Annotated in this window: 24 protein-coding genes; 9 read left to right on the plus strand and 15 right to left on the minus strand. The window is 67.7% G+C overall.

Annotated elements, in window-relative coordinates:
- Nucleotides 1-220 precede the first annotated feature (220 nt).
- The 6 genes from ABZS43_RS07495 to ABZS43_RS07520 all read right to left on the minus strand — a co-directional run bounded on the left by ABZS43_RS07495 (nucleotide 221) and on the right by ABZS43_RS07520 (nucleotide 7,293).
- Nucleotides 221-2,272, minus strand: a complete 2,052-nt coding sequence (locus tag ABZS43_RS07495; RefSeq protein WP_355034993.1) for a CocE/NonD family hydrolase — start codon at nucleotides 2,270-2,272, stop codon at nucleotides 221-223.
- Between the two features lie 203 nt (nucleotides 2,273-2,475).
- Nucleotides 2,476-3,213: a phosphoglyceromutase gene (locus tag ABZS43_RS07500; RefSeq protein ID WP_355034994.1), complete on the minus strand. Its 738-nt coding sequence runs from the start codon at nucleotides 3,211-3,213 to the stop codon at nucleotides 2,476-2,478.
- Between the two features lie 137 nt (nucleotides 3,214-3,350).
- Nucleotides 3,351-4,244 carry an ROK family protein gene (locus ABZS43_RS07505; RefSeq protein WP_355034995.1) on the minus strand — a complete coding sequence of 298 codons (894 nt, stop codon included), beginning with the start codon at nucleotides 4,242-4,244 and terminating at the stop codon, nucleotides 3,351-3,353.
- Between the two features lie 160 nt (nucleotides 4,245-4,404).
- The gene (locus ABZS43_RS07510) at nucleotides 4,405-4,920 is read right to left on the minus strand and encodes a YbjN domain-containing protein (protein ID WP_355034996.1); all 516 of its coding nucleotides are present in this window, start codon (nucleotides 4,918-4,920) and stop codon (nucleotides 4,405-4,407) included.
- A complete protein-coding gene (gene mshA, locus ABZS43_RS07515; protein ID WP_355034997.1) occupies nucleotides 4,917-6,344 on the minus strand; it encodes a D-inositol-3-phosphate glycosyltransferase in 1,428 nt (475 codons plus the stop codon). Before mshA ends, ABZS43_RS07510 begins: the two co-directional genes overlap by 4 nt.
- 130 nt (nucleotides 6,345-6,474) lie before the next feature.
- Nucleotides 6,475-7,293 (minus strand): alpha/beta hydrolase, encoded by an 819-nt coding sequence (locus ABZS43_RS07520; protein WP_355034998.1) that lies wholly within the window; start codon nucleotides 7,291-7,293, stop codon nucleotides 6,475-6,477.
- A gap of 72 nt (nucleotides 7,294-7,365) precedes the next feature.
- Here ABZS43_RS07520 and ABZS43_RS07525 point away from each other — a divergent pair, with 72 nt between their 5' ends.
- Nucleotides 7,366-8,097: an SDR family oxidoreductase gene (locus ABZS43_RS07525; protein ID WP_355034999.1), complete on the plus strand. Its 732-nt coding sequence runs from the start codon at nucleotides 7,366-7,368 to the stop codon at nucleotides 8,095-8,097.
- A 293-nt stretch (nucleotides 8,098-8,390) separates the two neighbouring features.
- Here ABZS43_RS07525 and ABZS43_RS07530 read toward each other — a convergent pair whose 3' ends face one another.
- The 3 genes from ABZS43_RS07530 to ABZS43_RS07540 form a co-directional block, all read right to left on the minus strand.
- On the minus strand, nucleotides 8,391-9,551 hold the full coding sequence (locus ABZS43_RS07530; RefSeq protein WP_355035000.1) for a M20 family metallopeptidase: 1,161 nt from the start codon (nucleotides 9,549-9,551) through the stop codon (nucleotides 8,391-8,393).
- 83 nt (nucleotides 9,552-9,634) lie between these two features.
- Nucleotides 9,635-10,864 (minus strand): M20 family metallopeptidase, encoded by a 1,230-nt coding sequence (locus ABZS43_RS07535; RefSeq protein WP_355035001.1) that lies wholly within the window; start codon nucleotides 10,862-10,864, stop codon nucleotides 9,635-9,637.
- Nucleotides 10,865-10,931: 67 nt separating this feature from the next.
- The gene (locus tag ABZS43_RS07540; RefSeq protein ID WP_355035002.1) at nucleotides 10,932-11,636 is read right to left on the minus strand and encodes an enoyl-CoA hydratase/isomerase family protein; all 705 of its coding nucleotides are present in this window, start codon (nucleotides 11,634-11,636) and stop codon (nucleotides 10,932-10,934) included.
- A 159-nt stretch (nucleotides 11,637-11,795) separates the two neighbouring features.
- Here ABZS43_RS07540 and ABZS43_RS07545 point away from each other — a divergent pair, with 159 nt between their 5' ends.
- Nucleotides 11,796-12,575: a purine-nucleoside phosphorylase gene (locus tag ABZS43_RS07545; protein ID WP_355035003.1), complete on the plus strand. Its 780-nt coding sequence runs from the start codon at nucleotides 11,796-11,798 to the stop codon at nucleotides 12,573-12,575.
- Between the two features lie 46 nt (nucleotides 12,576-12,621).
- Nucleotides 12,622-14,157, plus strand: coding sequence for a phospho-sugar mutase (locus ABZS43_RS07550; RefSeq protein ID WP_355035004.1), 1,536 nt, complete (start codon nucleotides 12,622-12,624; stop codon nucleotides 14,155-14,157).
- A 52-nt stretch (nucleotides 14,158-14,209) separates the two neighbouring features.
- Here the strand turns inward: ABZS43_RS07550 and upp are convergent, their stop codons facing one another.
- Nucleotides 14,210-14,833 carry a uracil phosphoribosyltransferase gene (gene upp / locus ABZS43_RS07555; RefSeq protein ID WP_355035005.1) on the minus strand — a complete coding sequence of 208 codons (624 nt, stop codon included), beginning with the start codon at nucleotides 14,831-14,833 and terminating at the stop codon, nucleotides 14,210-14,212.
- A gap of 154 nt (nucleotides 14,834-14,987) precedes the next feature.
- On the opposite strand from upp, the gene ABZS43_RS07560 reads away from it, so the two are divergent.
- From ABZS43_RS07560 to ABZS43_RS07580, 5 genes are read left to right on the plus strand one after another with little or no spacing between them, the layout of a single operon-like run.
- Entirely contained in the window at nucleotides 14,988-15,296 is a 309-nt protein-coding gene (locus ABZS43_RS07560) for a hypothetical protein (RefSeq protein ID WP_355035006.1), read from the plus strand.
- Between the two features lie 4 nt (nucleotides 15,297-15,300).
- Nucleotides 15,301-16,428 carry a C40 family peptidase gene (locus ABZS43_RS07565; protein WP_355035007.1) on the plus strand — a complete coding sequence of 376 codons (1,128 nt, stop codon included), beginning with the start codon at nucleotides 15,301-15,303 and terminating at the stop codon, nucleotides 16,426-16,428.
- Nucleotides 16,425-16,787: a hypothetical protein gene (locus ABZS43_RS07570; RefSeq protein WP_355035008.1), complete on the plus strand. Its 363-nt coding sequence runs from the start codon at nucleotides 16,425-16,427 to the stop codon at nucleotides 16,785-16,787. Before ABZS43_RS07565 ends, ABZS43_RS07570 begins: the two co-directional genes overlap by 4 nt.
- A gap of 55 nt (nucleotides 16,788-16,842) precedes the next feature.
- Complete coding sequence (locus tag ABZS43_RS07575) at nucleotides 16,843-17,190, plus strand: YbaB/EbfC family nucleoid-associated protein (protein WP_355035009.1); 348 nt, start codon at nucleotides 16,843-16,845, stop codon at nucleotides 17,188-17,190.
- A gap of 26 nt (nucleotides 17,191-17,216) precedes the next feature.
- On the plus strand, nucleotides 17,217-18,467 hold the full coding sequence (locus ABZS43_RS07580; RefSeq protein ID WP_355035010.1) for a primosomal protein: 1,251 nt from the start codon (nucleotides 17,217-17,219) through the stop codon (nucleotides 18,465-18,467).
- A 144-nt stretch (nucleotides 18,468-18,611) separates the two neighbouring features.
- Here the strand turns inward: ABZS43_RS07580 and ABZS43_RS07585 are convergent, their stop codons facing one another.
- From ABZS43_RS07585 to ABZS43_RS07605, 5 genes are all read right to left on the minus strand, one after another.
- On the minus strand, nucleotides 18,612-19,268 hold the full coding sequence (locus tag ABZS43_RS07585) for a hypothetical protein (RefSeq protein ID WP_355035011.1): 657 nt from the start codon (nucleotides 19,266-19,268) through the stop codon (nucleotides 18,612-18,614).
- Between the two features lie 145 nt (nucleotides 19,269-19,413).
- Nucleotides 19,414-20,172 (minus strand): NAD(P)H-binding protein, encoded by a 759-nt coding sequence (locus ABZS43_RS07590; RefSeq protein WP_355035012.1) that lies wholly within the window; start codon nucleotides 20,170-20,172, stop codon nucleotides 19,414-19,416.
- A 70-nt stretch (nucleotides 20,173-20,242) separates the two neighbouring features.
- Complete coding sequence (locus tag ABZS43_RS07595) at nucleotides 20,243-21,340, minus strand: adenosine deaminase (RefSeq protein WP_355035013.1); 1,098 nt, start codon at nucleotides 21,338-21,340, stop codon at nucleotides 20,243-20,245.
- A 130-nt stretch (nucleotides 21,341-21,470) separates the two neighbouring features.
- The gene (locus ABZS43_RS07600) at nucleotides 21,471-22,760 is read right to left on the minus strand and encodes a thymidine phosphorylase (RefSeq protein ID WP_355035014.1); all 1,290 of its coding nucleotides are present in this window, start codon (nucleotides 22,758-22,760) and stop codon (nucleotides 21,471-21,473) included.
- A 49-nt stretch (nucleotides 22,761-22,809) separates the two neighbouring features.
- Nucleotides 22,810-23,211, minus strand: a complete 402-nt coding sequence (locus tag ABZS43_RS07605) for a cytidine deaminase (RefSeq protein WP_355035015.1) — start codon at nucleotides 23,209-23,211, stop codon at nucleotides 22,810-22,812.
- A gap of 279 nt (nucleotides 23,212-23,490) precedes the next feature.
- On the opposite strand from ABZS43_RS07605, the gene sdhC reads away from it, so the two are divergent.
- On the plus strand, nucleotides 23,491-23,889 hold the full coding sequence (sdhC, locus tag ABZS43_RS07610; protein ID WP_355035016.1) for a succinate dehydrogenase, cytochrome b556 subunit: 399 nt from the start codon (nucleotides 23,491-23,493) through the stop codon (nucleotides 23,887-23,889).
- The last annotated feature ends 18 nt before the right edge of the window (nucleotides 23,890-23,907 follow it).

Genomic DNA, 23,907 nt, shown 5'->3' on the forward strand with positions numbered 1-23,907 from the left:
AGGTCACACCCCCTTCCGGGGCCGTTTGCCGCGTGTTTACGTGCTGTTTGTCCATCGAGATCGGGAGCCCTCCGACCCGCCTGTGAACTGCGACTCACGGACTCGACGACCGACTTCGACGACCGACTTCTCAGCCGTCTGCTCGGGCCCCGAGGACAACCGTGCGCACGGCCGCGACTCCCCCGCGCGCAGAGGAGAGCGGCCGTTGGCCGGATCGGGCTCACCAGCCCGGATTACCCCGCAGCGGAATGTTGACGAAACTCGGCCGATCCGGGTCGAGCCGGACATGCTGCGGCTTCAGACCCGTGTCGAGCAGCATGGGCAGTACCGGCAAGCCCTTCGGGAAGTTGCCCGCGAAGACGTCGACGCGCAGCCGGTGGCCGGGTTGCAGAACCGCCTCGGTCGCGGTCAGCGTGATGTCGAGGATGGTCGGCTCGCCGGGAACCGTCGGCTGCCGCTTGTCCAGCGAGGTGAACGGCCTGGGATCGGTGTAATCGCCGTTCGGGGACCTGGAGCTGTTCGCCTCGTCGACCTCGCGCAGCGACGCCATCAGCTGACCGGAGGACAGCACCGTCGATTGCCCGTCGGGGGCGACATCGTTCACGGTCACGGTCCAGTAGCCGTCCGCGTCATCCTGAACGGTCTCCAGGCGTATCGCGATCGGGCCGGATACCGAGGTCGCCTCAGCTACCGGGGCGCTGGTGAAGGTGAGCGCGTTCAGTTCGGCGATCCGCGAATCCTTGGCACAGCCGTCGATGATCGACAGCACACCGGCGGTGCCCTGCGCGGCGTCGTTGGAGCACACGGTCGTGAGGCCGGGATCGACGGTCAGGCTCGCGTCGCCGGAATCCGGCGCGGCCGTGAGCGATCCGTCGTAGCGGCTGGTCGCGGTCCCGCTCGGGGCCGCGGACAAATACATCCTGCGGTGAGCGGCCTCGTCGGCGCCGCTCGCCGTAGTACCGAAGCCGTTGACGGTGACCCACCCGCCGCCCTGCTGGCGCAGGGTGACCGGGCCGAAACCGTCGATGCCGTTGTCGATGCCCTTGAGCCACTTGTCGAACCAGGCGCGCTGGAGCACGTCCAGGCGTGGCGGCAGTCCCGGCTTGCCGTATTCGTTGCCGGAATTCAGGTGATAGGTGTTGCCCATCAGCAACTGCTTCTGTCCGGCCGGCAGCGGAATCTCGTTGTAGATCTTGGATTCGGAGTACGTGAACAGATCGTGCCAACCGCCGACGACGAAGGTGGGCACCTGGATTCGGCTCGGGTCACTGAGGTACTCCTGGCGCGAACGCGAGGTATCGGTCAGCAATTCGGTCAGCCGCGGATCCGCGTCCTGGAACCGGGTCGCGGTGTAGGCGTTGAGGAAGACGTCCATGAAGGTCAGCGGCGAGGCGGCCCGGTCCGCGAGCCACTGCTGGTCGAACTGCCCGTTGATGATCGATTGCGCGTCCGGCACCCATTTGAGGGTGTTGATCGCGGTGAGCCACAGCGGGATGAAGTTGAAACCGAAGCCGCCGCCCGGCGCGAGTACGTCGTTGACCAGATCGCTGCCGGGCACCACCGGGAAGATGGCCCGCAACGCGGGCGGCCGCGCGGCCGCGGCCTGCACCTGGTTGATCCCGGAGTAGGAGATGCCGTTCATCCCGATACGCCCGTTGGACCACGACTGACGCGAGGCCCAGTCGATCACCTCCAGGGTGTCCTGCTGCTCCCGGCCGCGCAGCATATCCCACTCGCCCTGCGAGAAGCCGGTGCCGCGGACATCGACGACGACCTGGGTATATCCGCTCTTGATCAGCTGGCGATCGACGGTGAAGTTACGTAGTTCGCCACCGCCGAATGCCTTGGTGAGATCGGTGACACCGGACAGCGCGGTACCGCTGAAGTCGATCTGGCGGAACAGGTCGAGCAGCGCGTCGGACATACCGGGAATCGACTGCGCGTGATCGGCGAGATTGGATACCAACTTGGTGTAGGGCGTCAGGTTCACGACCGTCGGCGTCGGGTCGTCCACGGGCCGCCCCGACTCGTCGGCGGGCCGGTAGACATTGCCCTTCAGCACCGTCCCGTCACTCATCGTGATGGGCACATCCCATTCGATGAACATATTCGGGTATTGCTGGGGGCCGTCCTCGGTCGCCGCCCACGCGGCACCGGCGGCGCCGCCGTCCGGGCCGGTCGACGTGGGCGCGGCAGCCGCGCCCGAGCCGAGGAAGGGGACGAGCACCGCGGCGGCTATCGCAGCCGCCGTGACCCGCAACGCGTACTTCATCGGACGTGTTCCACCTCTCCGCACTGATCGGACGATCGGAAGTGTACAGAACCTACCCGTCGGTAAGAACCTTCGGCCTACCCAAAAATAGGATGAATACACGTTCACATATGGCTAGCGGAAAACCGGAACGACGATGCGCCGCAGTCGATCAATCGACCACGGCGCATCGAAGGCAGTGAGAATACTTGTTTTGAGAATACCTATTTGCCGCCCTGGTTCGCGACAGCGGCCGCGCCCGCGGCGGCGGCCTCGGGGTCCAGGTATTCGGCCGGGCGCACCGGACGCAGATTCTCGTCCAGTTCATAGCGCAGCGGAATGCCGGTCGGGATGTTGAGACCGGCGATATCGTCGTCGGAGATCTGATCCAGATGTTTGACCAGGGCGCGCAGCGAATTGCCGTGCGCGGCGACGAGCACCGTCTTACCTGTCAGCAAATCCTTGGAAATCGTCGACTCCCAGTACGGGATCATCCGGTTGACCACGTCGAGCAGGCATTCGGTCCGCGGAACCTCGATACCGGCGTAGCGCGCGTCGCCTTCCTGGCTGTACTCGTCGGCCGGATCGATCGTCGGCGGCGGGGTGTCGTAGCTGCGCCGCCACAGCATGAACTGCTCGTCGCCGTACCGGTCGCGCACCTGGGCCTTGTTCTTGCCCTGCAACGCGCCGTAGTGGCGTTCGTTGAGCCGCCAATCGCGGATCACCGGAATCCAGTGCCGGTCCGCGGCATCCAGCGCGATATTCGCGGTGCTGATCGCGCGACGCAGCAGCGAGGTGTAGACGATATCCGGCAGGATGCCATGCTGGGCCAGCAGCTCACCCGCACGCTTACCCTCGGCGATGCCTTTGTCGGTCAGATGCACATCGACCCAGCCGGTGAACAGATTGAGGGCGTTCCATTCGCTCTCGCCGTGGCGCAGCAGCACGAGGTTGTACGTCATGCAGGCCATTCTGGCATGTCATGGGCGAGCCGCCCGCCCGCGGCTCAGCCGAGCCGACGTCGGTCGCTCAGCCGAGCCGACGTCGGTCGCTCAGCCGAGCCGACGTCGGGGCCTCGGCCGAGCCTCACCGCCGCGGCTCAGACAGGCGACGACAGGGCGGTGAGCAATCCGGCGCCGACCAGCGTCGCCCGATCGCCCAGTTCGGAGGGAACCACCTGCAGATCGCGCAGGAATCCGATGCGGGCGTGCGCGCCGAGCGACTCCTGCATCGGACGCCACAGCGGTTCACCGGCCTGGGCGAAGCCGCCGCCCACCACGACCAGGTCGACGTCGAGCAGCGCCGCCGCCGACGCAATCGCCTGTCCCAGTGCGATTCCGGCCCGTCGCAGCGCGGCCTTGGCGATCCGGTCGCCCTCGTTGGCCGCCTCGGCCAACTCTTTACCGGTCTCGCCGATCCACCCGCGCTCCTGCGCCCAGCGCACCGAGGAAGGACCGCTCGCGACGGCCTCCACACAGCCGACACCGCCGCAGGCGCACGGATCGGTCGACCCAGGGACGACCACGTGACCGATATGTCCCGCGTTGCCGGTGTGCCCGACCGCGACCATGCCGCCGACGATGACACCACCGCCGATTCCAGAGGACACCGTCATCGCGAGGGCGTCCGGCGTCTCGCGGGCCGCGCCGAAATGGCGTTCGGCCAGGGCAAGGCAGACCCCGTCGATCGCGAAACGCACGGCGGCGCCGGGAAATGCCTCCTGTACCGCGGACACGATCGGAAAGCCGTCGGCCCATTCGGGAATATTGATCGGCTGCATCAGCCCGACTGGCGAATCCACCGGACCGCACGCCCCGATCCCGACGACACGCACCTCCGACCCGTTCGCCGCCGCGAGCAACAGCCCACGACACGCCTCCCACACCCCCGTCGGCGGCACCTGAATTCGACCGACCTCGTGTGTCGTGCCATCGGGGCCGACCAGCCCCACCGCGATCTTGGTCGCCCCGATATCGAGCGCGAGCGCCGTCATATCAACCCCCCACGTCGGATCATCCGGGCCCACAGCGTTTGCGGCGCCCGCGGATGGCTGCCTTTCATAACGACAGAACGCTACGTGCCGCCCCGGTCGCGAAGACGGGCAGGGGCTATCGCCACCGCCTTCGCTGTCGACGTCGCGATATTCGCCCGGCTCAGGGCTGGTCGGCGGCGTCCACCAGATGTTCGAACGCGCGCAGATTCTTCAGCGACTCACCGCGCGAGACGCGCCACTTCCACTCCTTGCGAATGGATTCCGCGAAACCGAGTTCGAGCAGGGTGTTGAAGTCGGCGTCGACCGCCTCCAGCACCTGGCCGAAGATCCGGTCGAGTTCGTCGGCGGTGACGGCGTGCGTCGCCATCCGCCCGATCAGATAGATATCGCCGACCCGGTCCAGGGTGTAGGCCACGCCGTAGAGACGACGGTTGCGCCGCAACAGGAATTTGTAGACGCCCTCGAAATTCTCGTCGGGCTTGCGACAGACGAAGGACTCCACGCGCACGCCGTGTTTGCCGACGGTGAGCATCAACGTCGTCTTCAGTTTGCGTTCACCCGGCAGGATGACGACGAACACATCCTCGCTCGGGTGCGTGTACTCGATGTCGCGCTCGCGCAGCGTCTCATCGATCAGCAGCGCGGTCGCCCGTACCGTTTCCTGTGCCTGCGTCATCGGGGAACTCCCATCCTGCGCCGTCGAAGCGCCCGCGGTCCGGCTTGGCCGCCGAGGCCGACACGTTCACCGGGTACCCGGTCACGCGGGTCCTCACGCGGCACACCATACGAGCCCTCGCGCGCCGCCGCCCGGTCGTCGCCGAATCCCGCTATCCCGGAATGGAAGTCGGCGAGCGCGGCACAGTAGCTGGTGAGCAGTCCGTCGGCGGTGTGCGCCCAGGAGAAGTTGGCCGCGTGCTCGACGGCGCTGACACTCATGCGGTCCAAGCGTCGCGGATCATCGAGCAGTGCGCCGAGCGCGCCCGCCCAGTCCTCGATGCGGTGGCCGGGGACGAGCAGTCCGGTTTCGCCGTGGCGGACCGCGGTGCCGAGTCCGCCGACGTCGGCGGCGAGTACGGGGGTGCCGCTGGCCTGCGCTTCGATGGCGACGAGGCCGAAGGATTCGTTATAACTGGGTACCGCGACCAGATCGGCGGCCCGGTACACCTGGACCAGCCGGTCCGGTGGCTGCGGCGGCAGGAATGTGACCGAATCGGTGATGCCGAGTTCGGCGGCCAGTTCGATGAGCGCGTCCGGGCGTTTCAGCCCGCTGCCCGACGGTCCGCCGACGATGAGCACCCGCAGTGTGCGCGCACTGCGCGTATCGGAGACGCGCAGCAGTTCCGCTGCCGCGCGCACCAGGACGTCGGGGGCCTTGAGCGGCTGGATACGCCCGATGAACGCGACGATCCGCTCATCGGCGGCCAATCCGAGCGCGGCACGCGCCTCGGCCTTGTCGCCGGGGTGGTAGCGGGCCAGATCGGCCCCGGGGGGCACCACGTCGATACGTTCGGGCTGTGCGCCGTACAACTCGACGAGCTGGCGCGCTTCGTCGGCGGTATTGGCGACCATCCGGTCGGCCTCGGCGATGATCTGCTTCTCCCCGATTTCACGGGTCATCGGCTCCGGGCAGTCGCCCTCGGCCAGCGCGGCGTTCTTCACCGCGGCCAGCGTGTGCGCGGTATGCACAAGCGGAACGCGCCAGCGGTCCCTGGCAAGCCAGCCGACCTGGCCGGAGAGCCAGTAGTGCGAGTGCACGAGGTCATAGTGGCCCGGCTGATGTCGAGCCTCCTGGCGCAGCACCTCGGCGGTGAACGGGCACAGCTGGGTCGGCAGATCCTGCTTGTCGAGGCCCTCGAACGGACCGGCCACCACATTGCGCACGAGCACCCCCGGCGCCGCCTCCTGCACGGGCGGCACATTCGAGGAGGTCGCGCGGGTGAAGATCTCGACTTCGATGCCGCGCCTGGCCAGCTGGACGGCGGTCTGCAGCACATAGACGTTCATGCCGCCCGCATCGCCGGTGCCGGGTTGGGCAAGCGGTGAGGTGTGCACCGATAGCACGGCTATCCGACTAGGCCGTAGATCCGGGCGTGTACTCACATATCCATAGTGCACGGTGCATCCCCGAGCCCGGCAACCATGACCGGCCGAGTGACAGCCATCACAAAGTATTCGTGACCACGCTCACGAGGTGGGCGCATCCCTCCTCGAAAGCATGTTCGACAAGCGATCAGAGTTCGTCGACGAACGCTCCGACCTCGGCGACGAAACGACCGCGATCCTCGATGAACAGGCCGTGCTGGGCGTCCTCCCAGAAGGACGCGCGGGCCCTCGGCGCCGACTCGAGAATGTAGCGGCCGTCGGCGATCGGGACGACCGGGTCGGCGGTGCCGTGCAAAACGAGTACCGGAATGTCGAGCGCGCGCAGCATTTCGGTGTTGTCGACCGAGCGGTAGAACAGCGCCTTGCGCACCGAGGGTGGTGTCGCCAGACTCGAGCCGAACAGCCGTTGGGCTTCGACGCCCTTGTCACCGGGACCGGTATTGGCATTGCCGAAAGCCCCGAAGGCGCGCAGCGCCCTGCCCGCGCTCTCCTCGAAAACCCCCGGAATCGCCGCCCGCATGGCGGGCCCGGTCTCCGCGCCGGGAATATCGCGACCGATATTGGCCATCGACCCGGTATAGACGACCCCGGCGACCGCGCCGGTCCCGTAGGCGGCGAGGTAATCCGACACCACGATGCCGCCATAAGACCAGCCGAGCAGTACCGCACCGGATTCGACACCTTCGGCCGCCAGCACCGCGGCGATATCGGCGGCCCAGTTCTTCGGATCGTCGTACCCCGACGTGGGCACACCGGAATATCCGTGCCCGCGTAGGTCGACCGCGATCACCCGGAAACGCTCGGCCAGATCCTCGGCGGCCCCGCCCCAGCACCGCAGGTCGGCGGCCCAGCCGTGCACCAGAATCAGCGCTCTGCCCGCGGCGGGCCCTGAAACCCGATAGACGATGCCGGTTCCGTCCGCACTGATCGCTTCACGAATTGCCATGGCACCGAGATTAACGGTGATCCGGGCAACAGCCTCGGCCCCCGCAAATCCGCCGCACTTAGGATCGCAGCCATGACCAGTCGCAACGCCGTCGTCACGGGAGCCAGTTCGGGTATCGGAGAAGCCACCGCGAGGACGCTCGCCGCACAGGGCTACCACGTCTACGTCGGTGCGCGCCGACTCGACCGATTGAAAACCCTTGCCGACGAAATCGGCGGCACCGCACTGGAACTCGATGTCACCTCGGACGAATCGGTCCAGAACTTCACCGACGCCGTCACCTCGGCGGACGTCCTGGTCAACAATGCGGGCGGCGCCAAGGGCATGGCCTCCGTCGCCGACGCCGATCTGGACGACTGGCGCTGGATGTGGGAGACGAATGTGCTCGGCACCCTACGCGTCACCAAGGCGCTACTACCGAAACTGATCGCCTCCGGCGACGGCCTGATCGTCACCATCACCTCGGTCGCGGCCTTCCACTCCTATGACAACGGCTCCGGCTACACCTCGGCCAAACACGCCCAGGCCGTTCTGCACCGGACCCTGCGCGGTGAATTGCTCGGCCAGCCGGTCCGACTCACCGAAATCGCGCCGGGCGCGGTCGAAACCGAATTCTCGCTGGTCCGTTTCGAGGGCGACGCCGAGCGCGCCGCGAAGGTCTACGAAGGTATCGACCCGCTGGTCGCGGCCGATATCGCCGAAATCGTCGGCTTCGTCGCCTCGCGACCGCCGCACGTCAATCTGGATCAGATCATCGTCAAACCCCGCGATCAGGCCGATCCGGGACGCTTCGCCCGGCGGTGATTTCGGCGGCCCGGGGGCCGCGGGTTCGCGGCCCCCTTTTGTCTCGCGTCCGAGTGGTCGAGACTCGCGCCTTCGGCGCATGCGCTTCGACCACTCGGACGCGAGACGGGCCGCGAACGGGTCGCTCGTAAGACTCGCTCCGGGCGGGGCTGGGATGGCCGGGCGGTCACTTTGTCGGGATGCGGTTTGCGGTGGGGTCGTTGTTTCACTGTGCGCCGAGCGGCGGGTATCGCCGTCGCTCGTACACTCGGCCTCGGGGCGCGTTCGTCCGGCAGTCCTGTGCGGGACGCTGGTCAGCGGGCTTGCAGGATGATGTTGCTCAGCACTCGGACGCCGACGGCCAGAGCGCGTTCGTCCAGGTCGAAGGTGGGCTGGTGCAGGTCGAGTTGCTCGCCCTCGCCGGACCACACGCCCAGGCGCGCCATCGCGCCCGGCACTTCTTCCAGGTACCAGGAGAAATCCTCGCCACCGCCGGATTGCGGGGTGTCGGCGAGCGCCTCGGGGCCGAGCGTTCGAATGGCGTTCTCCATCATCCGGGTACAACGCTCGTCGTTGACCACGGGCGGAACGCCTCGGCGATAGTTGAGCTGGTACCGCACACCCGTGGGAGCCAGCAGGCCGTCGACGATCTCGCGCACCATCGGTTCCAGCAGTGACCAGGTGGCGTGGTCGCCGGTGCGGACGGTGCCGGTGAGCATGCCTGTCTGCGGGATGGCGTTGGGGGCTTTGCCCGCCGAGACCGCGCCCCACACCATCACCGTGCTTGTACGTGGATCTATGCGCCTGGTCAGCAAGCCGGGCAGCCCGGTGATCACCGTGCCGATGGCGTAGACCAGGTCGCTGGTCAGATGCGGGCGCGAGGTGTGCCCGCCGGGCGAATCGAGCACCAGTTCCACCGTGTCGGCGGCCGAGGTGATCGCGCCGACCCGCATACCGACCCGGCCGACCTCGAGGCGAGGATCACAGTGCAGGGCGAAGATCCGGTCCAGACCCACCGTCGCGCCCGCAGCGACCATATCGATGGCGCCCCCCGGCATGACCTCCTCGGCGGGCTGGAAGACGAACCGCACGCCGACCGGCAGTTCCACGTCCGCCAGCGCGAGCGCGGTGCCGAGCAGGATCGCGGTGTGCGCGTCGTGTCCGCAGGCGTGCGAGACGCCCGGCACCGTCGAGGCGAAGCTGAGGCCGGTGAACTCCTGGAGCGCGAGCGCGTCCATATCGGCTCGCAGGCCGATCCGCGGCGCGTCGACGGGGCCGATATCACAGATCAGGCCGGTACCACCCGGCATCTTCTGCGGCGTCAACCCGGCCTTGGTCAGCCACGTCGAGATGAACTCGGTCGTGGCGAATTCGGTGCGGGACAGCTCGGGATTGGCGTGGATATGTCTGCGCCACTGGATCAGATCCACCGTGTGCTCGGCCAGCCACGCGTCGATGGCCTCTGACCCGCTCACGCTGCCTGGCCCGGCATCCCCCTGGCCCTCCGTGGTCGCACACGCGCCCCCCTCCGCATGCGCCGACGACCGGCCGGTAGTGCTCACCGAATTTCCTCCTGTCGTTGAACCAACCGTTGCAACAACCTGCCTCTGTGTACTTCATCGCGAGCGACAGCGATGGCGGTACGCGCGAGCGCTAGCGCACCGTCGGTTACCGCACGATCCGCCGAGGCGTTGATACTGGCCGCGGCGAAACCGGGCTGATGTGTCACCGCCCCGCCGGCGTCGATGCCGATCACCGGGTGGATGCCGGGGATGACGTTGGTGACATTGCCCATATCCGTACTGCCGAGCGGTCGCTGAGCCTCGAACTCCGGTGCGATCGGCACCCGACCCAGGCTGGCGAGCTGCTCACGATAGGCACACAGTAACGCCGCATCTGGAGTCAGCTCGGTATATGTCGGCGCGAGCGTCCGGATTTCGTGGGTGCAGCCCGTCGCCAGGGCGCCCGCCTCGAAACACGCCGACGCGCGTCGCATCAGTTCATCGAGGGATGCGGAGTCGACTGCGCGAAGGTAATACAGCAGTTCCGCACGCCCGGGCACGATATTGGGAGCTACGCCACCATCGCCGACTATACCGTGAAGTTGCTGACCAGGCCGTATATGTTGCCGCAGCAACCCGATGGCTACCTGAGACACGGTGACCGCGTCGCCCGCGTTGCGGCCGAGTTCCGGCGCTGCGCTGGCGTGTGCCTCACGGCCGTGGAAGACCACCCCGATATCGGCGAGGGCCAGCGATCGGGCGCCGACGATATCGACCGGACCCGGATGCACCATCATCGCCATCGCCACATCGTCGAAGACACCGCGCTCGAGCATCAGCACCTTGCCGCCGCCGCTCTCCTCGGCCGGTGTGCCGAGAACGACCACCGTGATGCCGAGTTCATCCGCGACCTCGGCCAGGCCGAGACCGGTCCCGACCGCCGCGGCGGCGATGATGTTGTGCCCGCAGGCATGACCGATCTCGGGTAGCGCGTCGTATTCGGCGCAGATGCCGATGGTCAGATCGCCGTCGCCGTAGGTCGCGCGGAAGGCGGTCGGCAGATCGGCGACTCCCAGTTCGATCTGGAAGCCACGCTCCGCCAGCGGCGTCACGGTCTTGGCCACGCTGCGCGTCTCCTCGAACGCCAGTTCCGGCTCCGCGTGGATGGCGTGCGAGAGAGCGATGAGCCTCTCCGACGCGGCAACGATCGCGGCATCCGATACCGCGGCGGTATCGACCCGACGTTCGCTGCGCGTTTCATCGTGCCCGCTGCGCGGTGGTGGCATGCGACACAGTGTCGCACCTCGCGGCGGGGCCGGCGCACCCCGCGCCCGCCCGCCGCTCGTCGTGGGGCTATCCCGCGGCGAAGGCCAGGTTCTCCGGGGTGGTCGCGACGGCCAGCCCGGCCAATGCCTCCGCGTGCAGCGCGCGCTTGATCACCGGCAGATTCGGCTTGCGATTGCTCGCCAGTGCCGCGGCGCGGGCGACGGCCGCCGCCAGCAACGCGTCGGCATCGGAGGTCTCGTCCACGATGCCAGCGGCGACGGCCTGATCCGCCGGGTAGCGATGGCCGGTGGTCATCGCCTGCACGCAGACCTGGTTGCTCAGCCGCCGAGTCAGCAGGGCGTTCATCCCGAGGGTGAACGGCATACCGAGATGCACTTCGGGCAGGCACCAGAAGCCGCGGTCGCCGCGCATCACCCGGAAATCGTGCGACGTGGCCAGCATCGCGCCCGCACCGAAGGCATGGCCGTTGATCGCCGCGACGGTCGGCAGCGGAAAGGTCAGCAGCCTGCTGAAAATGCCGTGCACGCGGTCGAGGTAACCGTGCATTCGATCGAGGTTGCCGAACAGCCAGTCGGTGTCGAGCCCGTTGCTGTAGTACTTGCCGGTGGCGACGGTGACCAGCGCGGCGGGGCCGTCATGCCCCTCGACCTCGTCGAGAAGTCCGTGGAATTCATCGATCCAATCCGGATGGAAGCGGTTCTCGCTATCGGTCTGTCCCTCGTTCCCGAGATACAGGACGAACACCTCTGCCTCGCGCTCCAGATACGGCATGCGCGCAGCTTATCCCGGCCGCGGCCACGAGTCCTACTCGCGGGTAGCCATTGTGCGCGGCATGGTTTCGACGCGAAGCGAAGTCCGCGGCGACCGGCGCTCGCCCCGCGACCGCTACTGCGCGACCCGTATCCCGTCGCGGTCGAATAGAGTGAGTTCATGCTTGCCGAACAGGCCGCCGAGGCGATCGCCGAACGTACGGGAGTCGAGCGCCACCGGGTCGCGGTCGTGCTTGGGTCGGGCTGGCAGGACGCCGCCGCCGAGATCGGGACGCCGCAGGCGTCGGTGGCCATGCCGGAACTGCCAGGATTCGGCGCACCGAGCGCGCAGGGACACGTCGGCATGGTGCATTCGATCGCCGTCGACAGCACGCCCGTCCTGCTGCTCATGGGACGCCAGCACCTGTACGAGGGCTACCGGCCCGCGCAGGTGGTCCACCCGGTCACCGCGGCCATCGCGGCGGGCGCGGACACCGTCGTGCTCACCAACGCGGCGGGCGGTATCCGAGAAGGACTCCACGTCGGCGAGCCGGTGCTGATCGGCGACCACCTCAATCTCACCGGGCAGACGCCACTGGAAGGCGCGTCCTTCGTCGACCTCGTCGACGCATGGGATCCCGAGTTGCGGGCGCTGGCGCGCGAGATGGACCCCGACCTCACCGAAGGCGTCTACGCGGGCCTGACCGGGCCACAGTACGAGACGCCCGCCGAAATCCGCATGCTGCGCACCATGGGCGCGGACCTGGTCGGCATGTCCACGGTGCTGGAGGCCATCGCCTGCCGCGCCCTCGGCGCCAGGGTGCTCGGCATCTCGCTGGTCACCAATCTGGCCGCGGGCGTCACCGGTGAGCATCTCTCGCATGCCGAGGTGCTCGCCGAGGGCCACGCGGCGGCCCCGCGCCTGGGCAAACTGCTGCGCGGCATCCTCGAACAGCTGTGATCATGGGCGTCACAGCGCTGTCCGTCCCGGTGCGCGAGGCCCGCTGATGTTGCGATTCGGGACAGCCGGATTGCGCGGTCCGCTCCAGGACGGCCCCGACGGCATGAACGTCGACACCGCCGCCCGCGCCACCGCGGGGTTGTCCGAGTGGTTGCGCGGACGTTGTCTCGGCGGCGGCATCGTCGTCGTCGGTCGCGACGCGCGTCACGGCTCCGCCGCGTTCGCCGAGGTCACCGCCGAGGTTTTCGCCGGTGCCGGTTTCACGGTGCTGATGCTGCCGCGTCCGCTGCCGACTCCGCTGGTCGCCTTCGCGGTGCGGGAACTGCGTGCGGTCGCGGGGGTGCAGATCACCGCGTCGCACAATCCGGCGACCGATAACGGCTACAAGGTGTTCCTCGACGGCGGCGCGCAATTGATCCCGCCCGCCGACTCCGAGATCGAAACGGCGATCGATGCGGTGCGCGTCCCGATTCCGCGCGCCGACTACGTCGCGGGCTCCGGCGACGCGCGCGTGGTGGCCGCGCTCGGCGACGATCCCGGCGAGGAGATCGTGCGCCGCTACCTCGCCCGTGCCGCGCGAGTGCCGACCGCGATCGGCGGTCCCGGCGACCGCGCCGCAATCAGGGTCGCGCTCACCGCCCTGCACGGCGTCGGTGGCGCGACCGCCGTGGCCGCGCTCGCGGCGGCCGGATTCACCGACGTGCACGTGGTGCCCGAGCAGTTCGAGCCCGATCCCGACTTCCCCACCGTCGCCTTCCCGAATCCGGAGGAGCCCGGCGCGACCGATCTGCTGCTCGGTCTCGCCGAGCGAGTCGGGGCCGACGTGGCGCTCGCACTCGATCCGGACGCGGACCGCTGTGCCGTCGCGATCCCGGGACCCGACGGGTGGCGGATGCTGCGCGGCGACGAGACCGGTGTGCTGCTCGGGGATTGCGTTCTGCGCACCGCGCCGCCCGGCTCGCTGGTAGCCACCACCATCGTCTCGTCGCGGCTGCTGTCCCGACTGGCTCCGGCCAGGGGCGGTCGCTACGCGGAAACGCTGACCGGTTTCAAATGGCTGGCCCGCGCGGGCGACGGACTCGTCTACGCCTATGAGGAGGCCATCGGCCACTGCGTCGACCCGGGGGCGGTGCGTGACAAGGACGGGATCACCGCCGGCGTCCTCGTCGCGGATCTGGTGGCCCGCCTGAAGGCCGAAGGACGCGCCCTGACCGACGAACTCGACGACTACGCTCTCGAATTCGGCGTGCACGCCGGTGACCAGGTCTCCTTGCGACTCGCCGACGCAGAGGCCGCAGCCGCCGTGGTGAACCGCCTGCGCGCCGACCCGCCGGACGAGATCGCGGGCGAGCCGGTGAAATACATCGATCAACTCCTGGTGCGCGGCCGGATGCGGACCGACGCACTGATTTTCGAGGGCGCGGGCATTCGCGTCGTGATTCGGCCGTCCGGCACCGAACCGAAACTCAAATGCTATCTGGAAGTGGTCGAACCCGTGCTCGACCGCTCGCGGCTCGGTGCGGCGAAAGAAGTTGCCGCTGATCGTCTTTCGCTGCTACGGGAATTCTGCGAACGGCTCTGATCGCCCGGTGCCGAGCGGCATGACGCCCGGCCTGGACCGCGACGCCCTGCCCTCAGCGCGGTCCGAATTGGCGATCGCCCGCGTCGCCGAGGCCGGGGACGATATAGGCGTCCTCGTTCAGGCCCGCGTCGACTGCGGCGGTGACCAGACGCACCGGCAATCCCGAATCACCGAGCGCGGCAATACCTTCGGGGGCGGCGACAACACAGACCGCGGTGATGTCGGTAGCGCCGCGGGCAACGAGCAGTTCCAGGGTGTGACGCATGGACCCGCCGGTGGCGAGCATCGGATCCAGCACGTAGACCGGGATGTCGGCGAGGTCGGCGGGCAGCGATTTCATATAGGGGACGGGCTGGTGGCTGTCCTCGTCACGGGCGATGCCGACGAATCCGACCCTGGCATCGGGAATCAGCCCCGCCGCCGCGTCGATCATGCCGAGACCCGCGCGCAGCACCGGCACGAGCAACGGCGGCTTCGCCAGCCGCGCACCCCCCGCGACGGCGACCGGTGTGACGACATCGAAGTGGGTCACCGGCGCCTCGCGCAAGGCTTCGTAGATCAGGATTCCGGTGAGATCGCGCAATGCCGCGCGGAAGGCGGGATTCGGTGTGCGCGCGTCGCGCATGGTGGTCAACAGGGTGGTGGCGAGTGGGTGGTCCACGAGGTGCGTGCGCATGAGGGAACGATAAGGTCGTCGGCGACCCAGGTGGCGAATGCCGGCCCGAAATTTTTTCCAGCGAGCTGGAACCGATCGGGAAGACAGCGCGTCGAACTAGGTGGATGACGTACTCTGCCTGGGAACAACGGATGGGGGAAGCACTATGCGAAAGATGTCGGCGGACACCGAAGGCATTGCGGCTTATAGCGCGACCGCCGAGGTGATGTCCGGCGAGATGGCGGGGGCCGCGGCGAGCGCGGCGGCGGCGAACCCGGCACTGCTCGGACCGATCATGGGCCTCATCGGCGGTGATTTCATGACGGCCTACGCGGCCGCGCACGCGGGGCATATCGCCTCGATCGGCCAGCTTTCCGCCGTGCTGTCGAGTCTGGGCGGGGCCACCGCGGGCGCGGCGACCGTGCTCACCGAAACGGATCTGAACAACGCCGCCGCGCTGAAGTCCACAGATTTGGGCGGATGAGCCGGTGATAGATATCAACGTGCTGGCCAAGCCGCTGTTGGATCTGCTCGCCAGCTTCGGTACCGGTGTGCTGCCGACGGGCGGGGCGTCGGACGCGCTGAACTCCACCTCGACGGTGCTCGATCAGCTACATCAGTTGAGCCGCAACAGCATCAACCAGATGAACACCGCGTGGGACGGCGTCGCCGCCGATGCCGCGACGTCGAAGGCGTTGCGGGTGCAGACCTCGACCGCGACGATCTCCGACCGCGGCACCGAGATGGCCACCGTCGTCGATCAGGCCGCCGCGCAGGTGGAAACCGGTCAGAAGGATCTCAACGGCATCGTCCAGTCCTTCGTCACCCAGGCCGCCAGCCTCGGCCCCGCCATCGCCACGCCCCAGGGGCTGACCGTGCTCGTCGGCTCCGCCATCGACCACCTGAATCAGGGCCTGAGTGTGGTCAACCGGACCCAGACCGAGCTCAATACGCAGACCCAGGCGATGAACTCGTTGACGCCGCCGCCGTCCACCTCGTTGGCCTCGGTGCCGAGCAACCTGTCCTCCGGCCTCACCTCCGGCGTCAAGTCGGGTATCGAGGGCCTGGTCGGTCTCGCGAGCAGTGCGGGCAGCATGGTGAGCACCGTCAGCAAATCGGCGTCCTCGGCCGCGACCACCCCCGCCGCGAGCAAGGCCACCGGTAACTCGGGTACGCCGAGCAATACGAATACGGCCAAGTCGGCGACGTCCAACGGCACCGGGGTGAAGATCACGCTGCCCGACGGCAGCACGGTCGAGGCGCCGAACGAGAAGGCGGCCACGGCGGTGAAATCGGCCCTCGGCGCGGTCGGCACGCCCTACGTCTGGGGCGGCAACAGCCCGGGCTCGGGCATCGACTGCAGCGGTCTGACGCAATACGCCTACGGCGAGGCCGGCGTGGAATTGCCGCGTCTGGCCCAGGAGCAGCACATCGGACACCCGCAGGTGTCACCCGGTGATCTGATGCCGGGCGATCTGGCCGTCTGGGACGGTCACGTCGCCATGGTGGTCGGCAACGGGCAGCTCGTCGAGGCCGGCGACCCGGTCTCGGTCAGTTCCATCCGAACGGAGAACATGGGTATGGAGTTCTACGGCTTCTACAGGCCCACCGAATGAGCAGGCCGGTAGATCCACAGCAATCGCAGCAGGTGCCGAACGTGACGGTCGCGGGCAGCACCAACCGGTCGGGCACCATCGCGGTGCGCGCGACCGATCAGGGAATGCCCGTCGAGATCAAATTCGAGCGCAGTGAATACCGTTACGGTGCACAGGCTCTCGCGGCCGAGATCCTGCGTCTCACACAACGTTCCACCGTCGCCGCACGGGCGCGCCGCCGCGAGGTTCTCACCGAGGCGGGTATGCCCGCCGACATCCTCGATCGGCTCGGACTGCCCACCCGACAGCAGGCGGTGGACGAACTGGACCGGATCGACGACGCCGACACGGGGCCGACGAGCTGGATGAGGCCGGTATGAGGCAGACGAGGACAGAGGTGATCCCTCCGGAACCGAGTGGCAGCGAGGCGCAGGCATGAGTGCGGAAATGGACGCGCTCGTCGCGAACGCGACGGCGAAACTGGAGGCGCTCGAGGCCGCGCTGTACGGCCTCAAGCAGGTGCGCGGACAGTTCACCACCGATGACGGAGCGGTCAGCGTCGAGGTGAACAGCGACGGCGCGCTCGTCGGACTCTCGCTGTCGGAGGCCGTCACATCGATGGCGCCGACCGATGTCGGCCAACTCATCATCTGGGCCTGCAGGCAGGCTTCCGAGGACGCCGGCGCGCAGCGGTCGAAGGTCGTTGCGACACTGAACGAGTCGTTCGCCCCCGCCGCTTCCGATGCCGCGGAGCGCGTTGGGGGCGGGCCGGATAGTGCCTGACGCGGAAGGTCGATAGGCTTCCGTTCATGGCTTCTGGAGACATCGTCCCGATCGAGCTCGGCCTGACCGACGGCGATCTCGTCACACTGTGGGCACCGCGCTGGCGTGACGGTGACGACGAGTGGGAGGCGTTCCTCGGACACGAGGATTCGCTGTACGGTTTCGAGTCCGTGGCGGAGCTCGCCGCCTTCATCCGGACCGACGCCGACAACGACCTCGTCGACCATCCGGCCTGGAAGATCGTGGCCGGACTGTCAGCGGTGGAACTGGAGCCGGAGGAGAACTTTTCCTTCGATCTGGTCGCGGTTCCGGAGCTGGCCGCGGGCGATCCCGAGGTGGACGCCATCGCCGAACTCGAGGACACCCTCGCGATGGTCCGCAATATCGGTGAGGTCTGCGAGCTGGAGGTCGTCACCAAATTCTTCAGTTCGCACCCGGTCCTCGGCGCCCTGCCCGCGGGCGTGAGCTCTTTCTTCGGTCGCGACGGTGAAGAGTTGTGGGGTCAGATCGGCGCGGCCATCGCCAAGGACTGGGACACCGTGCTCGACGCCATCGACTCGGTGGTCTCCACCCCCGAGGTCGACGCCGCGGCGGTCGCCGTCGCCGAGGCGGAGCTGCTGGCCGCCGAGGAGAACGTCATCGACGCCGACGACGCGGCCGACAGCGAAGAGGACGAGGAGTTCGAGCGGGTCGACCTCGACGAGGACGACGAGGACGACGTCGAGGACGAGACGTTCTGGCACGAGGTCGGCATCGACCCGGTGAAGATCATCACCGCCGACGGCGAGTACTTCACCCTCCGCTGTTACCTCGACGACGAGCCCATCTTCCTCGGCAAGGACGGCTCGATTTCGGTCTTCGGCTCGGAACGGGCGCTGGCACGCTATCTGGCCGACGACCACGAACACGATCTGTCCCGGGTCAGCACCTACAGCGACGTGCAGACCGCGGCCGTGGACGGCTCGCTCGAGATCGAGGTCACCGACGAGAACGTCTATGTGCTGAACGGTCTGGCCGACGACCTGTCCCAGGGCCCGGAATCGGTCGATATCGACCAGCTCGACCTGGCGGTGGAGTTGTTCACCGACGCGGCCGACTACGCCGAGGACGAGACCGTTGAGCAGGCCCTCGCCCAGTCCACCCCGTTGGGCTGGTATGTCTCCTACCTGCTCAATCCGGACCCGACCCGGCTCGCCCCGAATCCGCCGTTCACCGCCGAGGCGCAGGACTGGCGCGAACTGGAACGCAATTTCGAAGCTCGCATAGTTCAGAAATAGGGACGCCGGCGCGGATTCCGCCGGGCACGCCGCGTCGCCATCGAGTGCTGGGACCGGGCCACTGGGCCCGGGCCCTCTCCCCGTCCGGCGACGCTGCCACGCCGTGTCGCCGGGCGAATCGGCCGACAGCCGACGGGCAGTGCGTCACTTCAACCGGATCCACACCTGTTCGGCGCGACCGAGAAGTCGTCCATCCGCCCCGTAGACGGCAGAGGACGCGAACGCCTTACGCCCCTGCTCGCCGTGGAGTTCACCGACCGCGACGCAATGTTCGCCGACCTCGGGCAGGTCGGCGACGGTGGCGGTCATCCTGCCGAGGACGGCGGGGCGTTCGACCATATCCGGCAGCGACCAGCCGCCAGGACAGTCCATCGCCGCCCACACCAGCGCCGGGCCGAGCGGCAGCGACGCGTCCGGTATCCACTGCGAGGCGACCAGACCTTCCCCGACCGGACCCGGCTCGATGCGCAGCCCGTCCGCGCGAGCGCTGCCGCAGACGAAACAGGTCGAGAAGGTCTCGTTGCAGCGGTACGCACTCGACGCCGCGCCCGCCACCGGGAACGGCACCGCTCGCGGTACCTCGTGTTCGAAAGCGCCCGCACTCGATTCGGCGACCACGATGTCACCGTCGAGCAACTGCCCGGCGCGCACCAGCAGCGGGGTTTCCAGCCGAGGCGGACTCCGCAGCACCACCGTGACGGTGGTGTCGTCGTGCCGCTCGGCCAGCAACCCGCTCACATAACCGCCGTTCGCGGAGTCCGGCGGGCCGTTGAAACGGCGGGGAACCTGCAGCACTGTCATGGTCAGGCACGCTAGCCAATCGACGCATCGGCTCCCGAAGGCCGGGGTATGTACCGCGCCTCGCGGAATACAGCGCGGTACCGCACGGCCCGTCCGGCGGAGTCCGACCGAGCGGGGTGGACAGACCCCAACCATCGGCGCCCGACTACCGAGCCGCCGGGTAGTGCTGGTCGAGCCAGGCGTCGAAGGTCGGCCCGGTGCGGATCGCCCCTGGCCCCGGAAGCAACGCGCCCTCGGCTTGGAGTCGGTGATCCGGAGTGGCGGGGTCGGACACCTCGGTCACCCGCGCGGGCGCACCGCGACGGGAGGCGAGTTTCGCGGTGGCCGCCGCCAGATTCAGCGCTTCCGGACCGGCGATCTCCAGGCGTTCAGCGCCGGATTCGTCGACGGCCAGGTCGGCCAGGTATTCGGCGACGGTGCGGGCGGCGACGAGTTGGGTGCGGACTTCAGGGACATAGGCCGTGTCGCCGCGGGTGGTCCAGTCCAGCATCATCTCGGTGAATTCGTGGAACTGAGCGGCACGCAGGATGCGCACCGGCACCGGACCCGCCAGATAGGCGCGTTCGTGCGCGAGCTTGCCCGCGTAGTGACCCGCGGTGAACGCATCGATGCCGATGATCGACACCAGCACGATCCGCCGCACCCCGGCGGAAGCGGCGGCGCGCTGTACATTCCCAGCCACCGTGCCGAAGAATTCCGTCACCGCCTCGGTATCCGTCGTCGCCGCGTTCACCGCGTCCACCACGACCTCGACACCGGTCAGCGCCCGCTCGAGACCCTGACCGGTGTAGACGTCCACTCCCGAGGAGCGCGTGATCGCCACGACATCGTGCCCCTGGTTCTTCAGCACATCGACCACTTCGCGTCCGATCCGCCCACTCGCCCCGACTATCGCGATCCGCATTGCGTTCTCCTCTGTCTCGTTCGGTCATCGAGTAGACGAAGCGGTGCGGCGAGGTGTGACAGAGGTCGGGTCAGCCCAGCAGAACCGCGTACCCGGGTTTGATGATGTCGTCGATGATGCGCAGACGTTCGGGGAACGCGATGAACGACGATTTCATCGCGTTGATGGTGAAGCGCTCCAGATCGCTCCAGCCGTATCCGAACGTCTCGACGAGTTTGAACATCTCCTTGCTCATCGTGGTGTCGCTCATCAGCCGGTTGTCGGTGTTGACGGTGACGCGGAACCGCAGCCTGGCGAGCAGGTCGAACGGATGTTTGTCCAGTGAGGGCACCGCACCGGTCTGCACATTCGAGGACGGACACAATTCGAGTGGAATTCGGGTGTCCCGCACGTAATTCGCGACCAGCCCCAACGTCGCGTCCTCGATCGCGCCGGGCACCTGGATATCGTCGGTGATCCGCACACCATGCCCGAGACGGTCGCAGCCGCAGAAGGCCAGCGCCTCATGGATGGAGGGCAATCCGAATGCCTCACCGGCGTGAATCGTGAAATGCGCGCTATGGGCCCGCATGTATTCGAAGGCGTCCAGATGGCGACTGGGTGGATAGCCCGCCTCGGCCCCGGCGATATCGAATCCGCCGACACCGCGATCGCGCCAGCGCACCGCGAGTTCGGCGATCTCGCGTGACCGCGCCGCATGTCGCATGGCGGTCAGCAGGCAGGTCACCACGATCGGGTGACCGTCGGCCGCTGCCGCCGCCTCGCCCTCACGGAACCCGGCGAGCGTGTGCTCGACGACCTGGTCCAGGCTCAGTCCGCGTTCCAGATGCTGTTCGGGCGCGAATCGCACCTCCGCGTAGACGACGCCGTCTGCGGCCAGATCCTGCGCGCATTCCCTGGCCACGCGGCGCAGTCCCTCCGGCGTCTGCATCACCGCGACGGTGTGGGCGAAGGTCTCCAGATACCGTTCCAGTGATCCGCTGTCGGCGGCGTTTCGGAACCACTCGCCGAGCGATTGCGCGTCGGAGGCGGGTAGATCGTCGTAACCGCAATCGGCGGCGAGCTCCAGCACGGTCGCGGGCCGCAGACCACCGTCGAGATGATCGTGCAGAAGTGCCTTGGGAGCCTGGCGGATCGAGGCGAGGGTCAAAGGCATCGGTCCTGTCATGAATCCACGTTAGCCGCACCCGCCCGGCCCGGCAGCCCAGTTGGCGGAGTCGTCATCCGGCGGGTGGGAGTGATTACCCTCTCGGCCATATCCGCGCGGGGAAACCGAGACACCGGTCGCAGCGCGACGCTCAGGTGCGGCCGATCCGGTCCAGCACCAACGGCGCCGGCGCGGGTGCGGTAGCGCCGATCTCGTAGGCATCGTCGAGGGCGGCCACGGCACGGGGAAAGGCATCGGGGGTATCGGTGTGCAGGGTGAGCAGCGGCTGACCCGCCGTCACCGAATCGCCGGGTTTGGCGTGCATTTCGACACCGGCGCCGAATTGGACCGGCTCACCCTGGCGGACGCGGCCCGCGCCGAGACGCCAGGCTGCGACGCCGACGCCCATGGCATCGAGGCGGGTGAGCACCCCGTCGCGCTCGGCGCGAATTGTTTCGGTGTGCCGGGCTCGGGGCAGCGGCGCGTCCGGATCACCGCCCTGGGCGCGGACCATGGCGCGCCAGTGATCCATCGCGCGCCCATCGGCGAGAACATCGGCCGGCTCGATATCGAGACCGGCCGCGGCGACCATCTCGCGGGCCAGCGTCAGGGTCAGTTCGACCACATCGGCGGGGCCGCCGCCCGCCAGCACCCGCACCGACTCCTCGACCTCGAGTGCGTTACCCGCCGTGTGCCCGAGCGGGGTGTCCATCGCGGTGAGCAGCGCGACCGTGCGCACCCCGGAATCGGTGCCGAGTTCGACCATCGCGGTGGCCAGTTCACGCGCACCGTCGAGGGTTTTCAGGAAAGCGCCCGAACCCACTTTGACGTCGAGTACCAGGGCCGCGGTGCCCTCGGCGATTTTCTTGCTCATGATCGAGCTCGCGATCAGCGGAATGGATTCGACCGTGCCGGTCACATCGCGCAACGCGTACAGACGTTTGTCGGCGGGGGCGAGATCCGCGCCCGCCGCGCACACCACAGCGCCGATCGCGGGATCGGCGAGAATGTCGCGCATCCGCGCCACGGGCACATCGGCGCGCCAGCCGGGTATGGATTCCAATTTGTCCAGGGTGCCGCCGGTATGCCCGAGACCGCGCCCGGACAACTGCGGTACCGCCGCGCCGCATGCCGCGACCAGCGGGGCGAGCGGGAGCGTGATCTTGTCTCCGACGCCGCCCGTGGAATGTTTGTCCACCGTCGGCCGCGCCAGATTCGTGAAATCCATCCTGCTGCCGGAGGCGATCATCGCCGCGGTCCAGCGGGCCGTCTCGCGCCGCGTCATCCCTCGCCACACGATCGCCATCGCCAGTGCCGACATCTGTTCGTCGGCCACCTCGGCCCTGGTGAAGGCGTCGACCACCCAGTCGATCTGCGCGTCCGACAGCTCGCCGCCGTCGCGCTTGGTCGTGATGATCGAAACCGCGTCCAATGCCGTCACATCGGCCAGTCTGGCACGGGATACGCGCCGCCCCTGGTCGAGCTGCGGCTCATCGGCGTCCGGCGTCCAGATCCTCCGGACCGAAGGCGTCGGGCAGCAGCCGCCGCAGCGGTACCGGTCCGTCCCGGTGGTCGACCAGGAGTTCGGGGCCGCCGTGTTCGTACAGGAGTTGTCTGCAGCGACCGCACGGCATCAGGATTTCGCCGCGTGAATCGCTCACCGAGACGGCGATCAGACGTCCGCCTCCGGTCACAAATAAGTTACCGATGAGTACACATTCGGCGCACAGGCCTAATCCATATGAGACATTTTCCACATTGCAACCGCTCACAATTCGGCCATCGACACTGAGAGCCGCAGCGCCGACCGGAAACCGCGAGTACGGCGCATACGCATTCCGCATAACTCCGATGGCATTGTCGCGCAATACATTCCAGTCGATTTGTGACATCGCACCCCTCCCGTGTGACAAGCCGAATACGAACGCGAGAAGGCTACGACGCACCCCATTACCCATCAAGAAAGGTAAGCCTAACTATGCCCTGTGTAGCGCAACGCACGGCACGGTGAATTAGTTCCAGGAATGACAGGGGATTAGAGTTCAGAACAGATCGGTTCAGGTTCCCGGCAGCGGGCCGGAGTGTAGCCACCTGGGCATTCACCCCCCAACGCGACCGGCGTTAGGACTTGCAACCGGGTCCATCAACGACGTTGGAGGCGACCGCACTCTATGACCACGATTGAAGCTCCGGCCCAGCCGAAGCGGAAGACGCTGTACCGAGGCGACCCTGGCATGTGGTCGTGGGCGCTGCACCGGATCACCGGGGTCACCATCTTCTTCTTCCTGTTCGTGCACGTGCTGGATACCGCGCTGGTGCGCGTCAGCCCGAACACGTACAACGAGGCCATCGAGACCTACAAGACCCCGATCGTCGCGCTGATGGAAATGGGCCTTGTCGTCTGCGTGCTGTTCCACGCGCTCAACGGCGTCCGGGTGATTCTCGTCGACTTCTGGGCCAAGGGCCCCAAGTACCAGCGCGTGATGCTCTGGATCATTCTCGCGATCCTCGTGCTGCTGGCGGCACCGGCGATCGGCCGCATGTTCTTCTACCTGTTCACGGAGCACTGATACCCATGAGTGAGCACA

Source organism: Nocardia sp. NPDC005366, from assembly GCF_040606855.1.
Lineage (GTDB): Bacteria > Actinomycetota > Actinomycetes > Mycobacteriales > Mycobacteriaceae > Nocardia.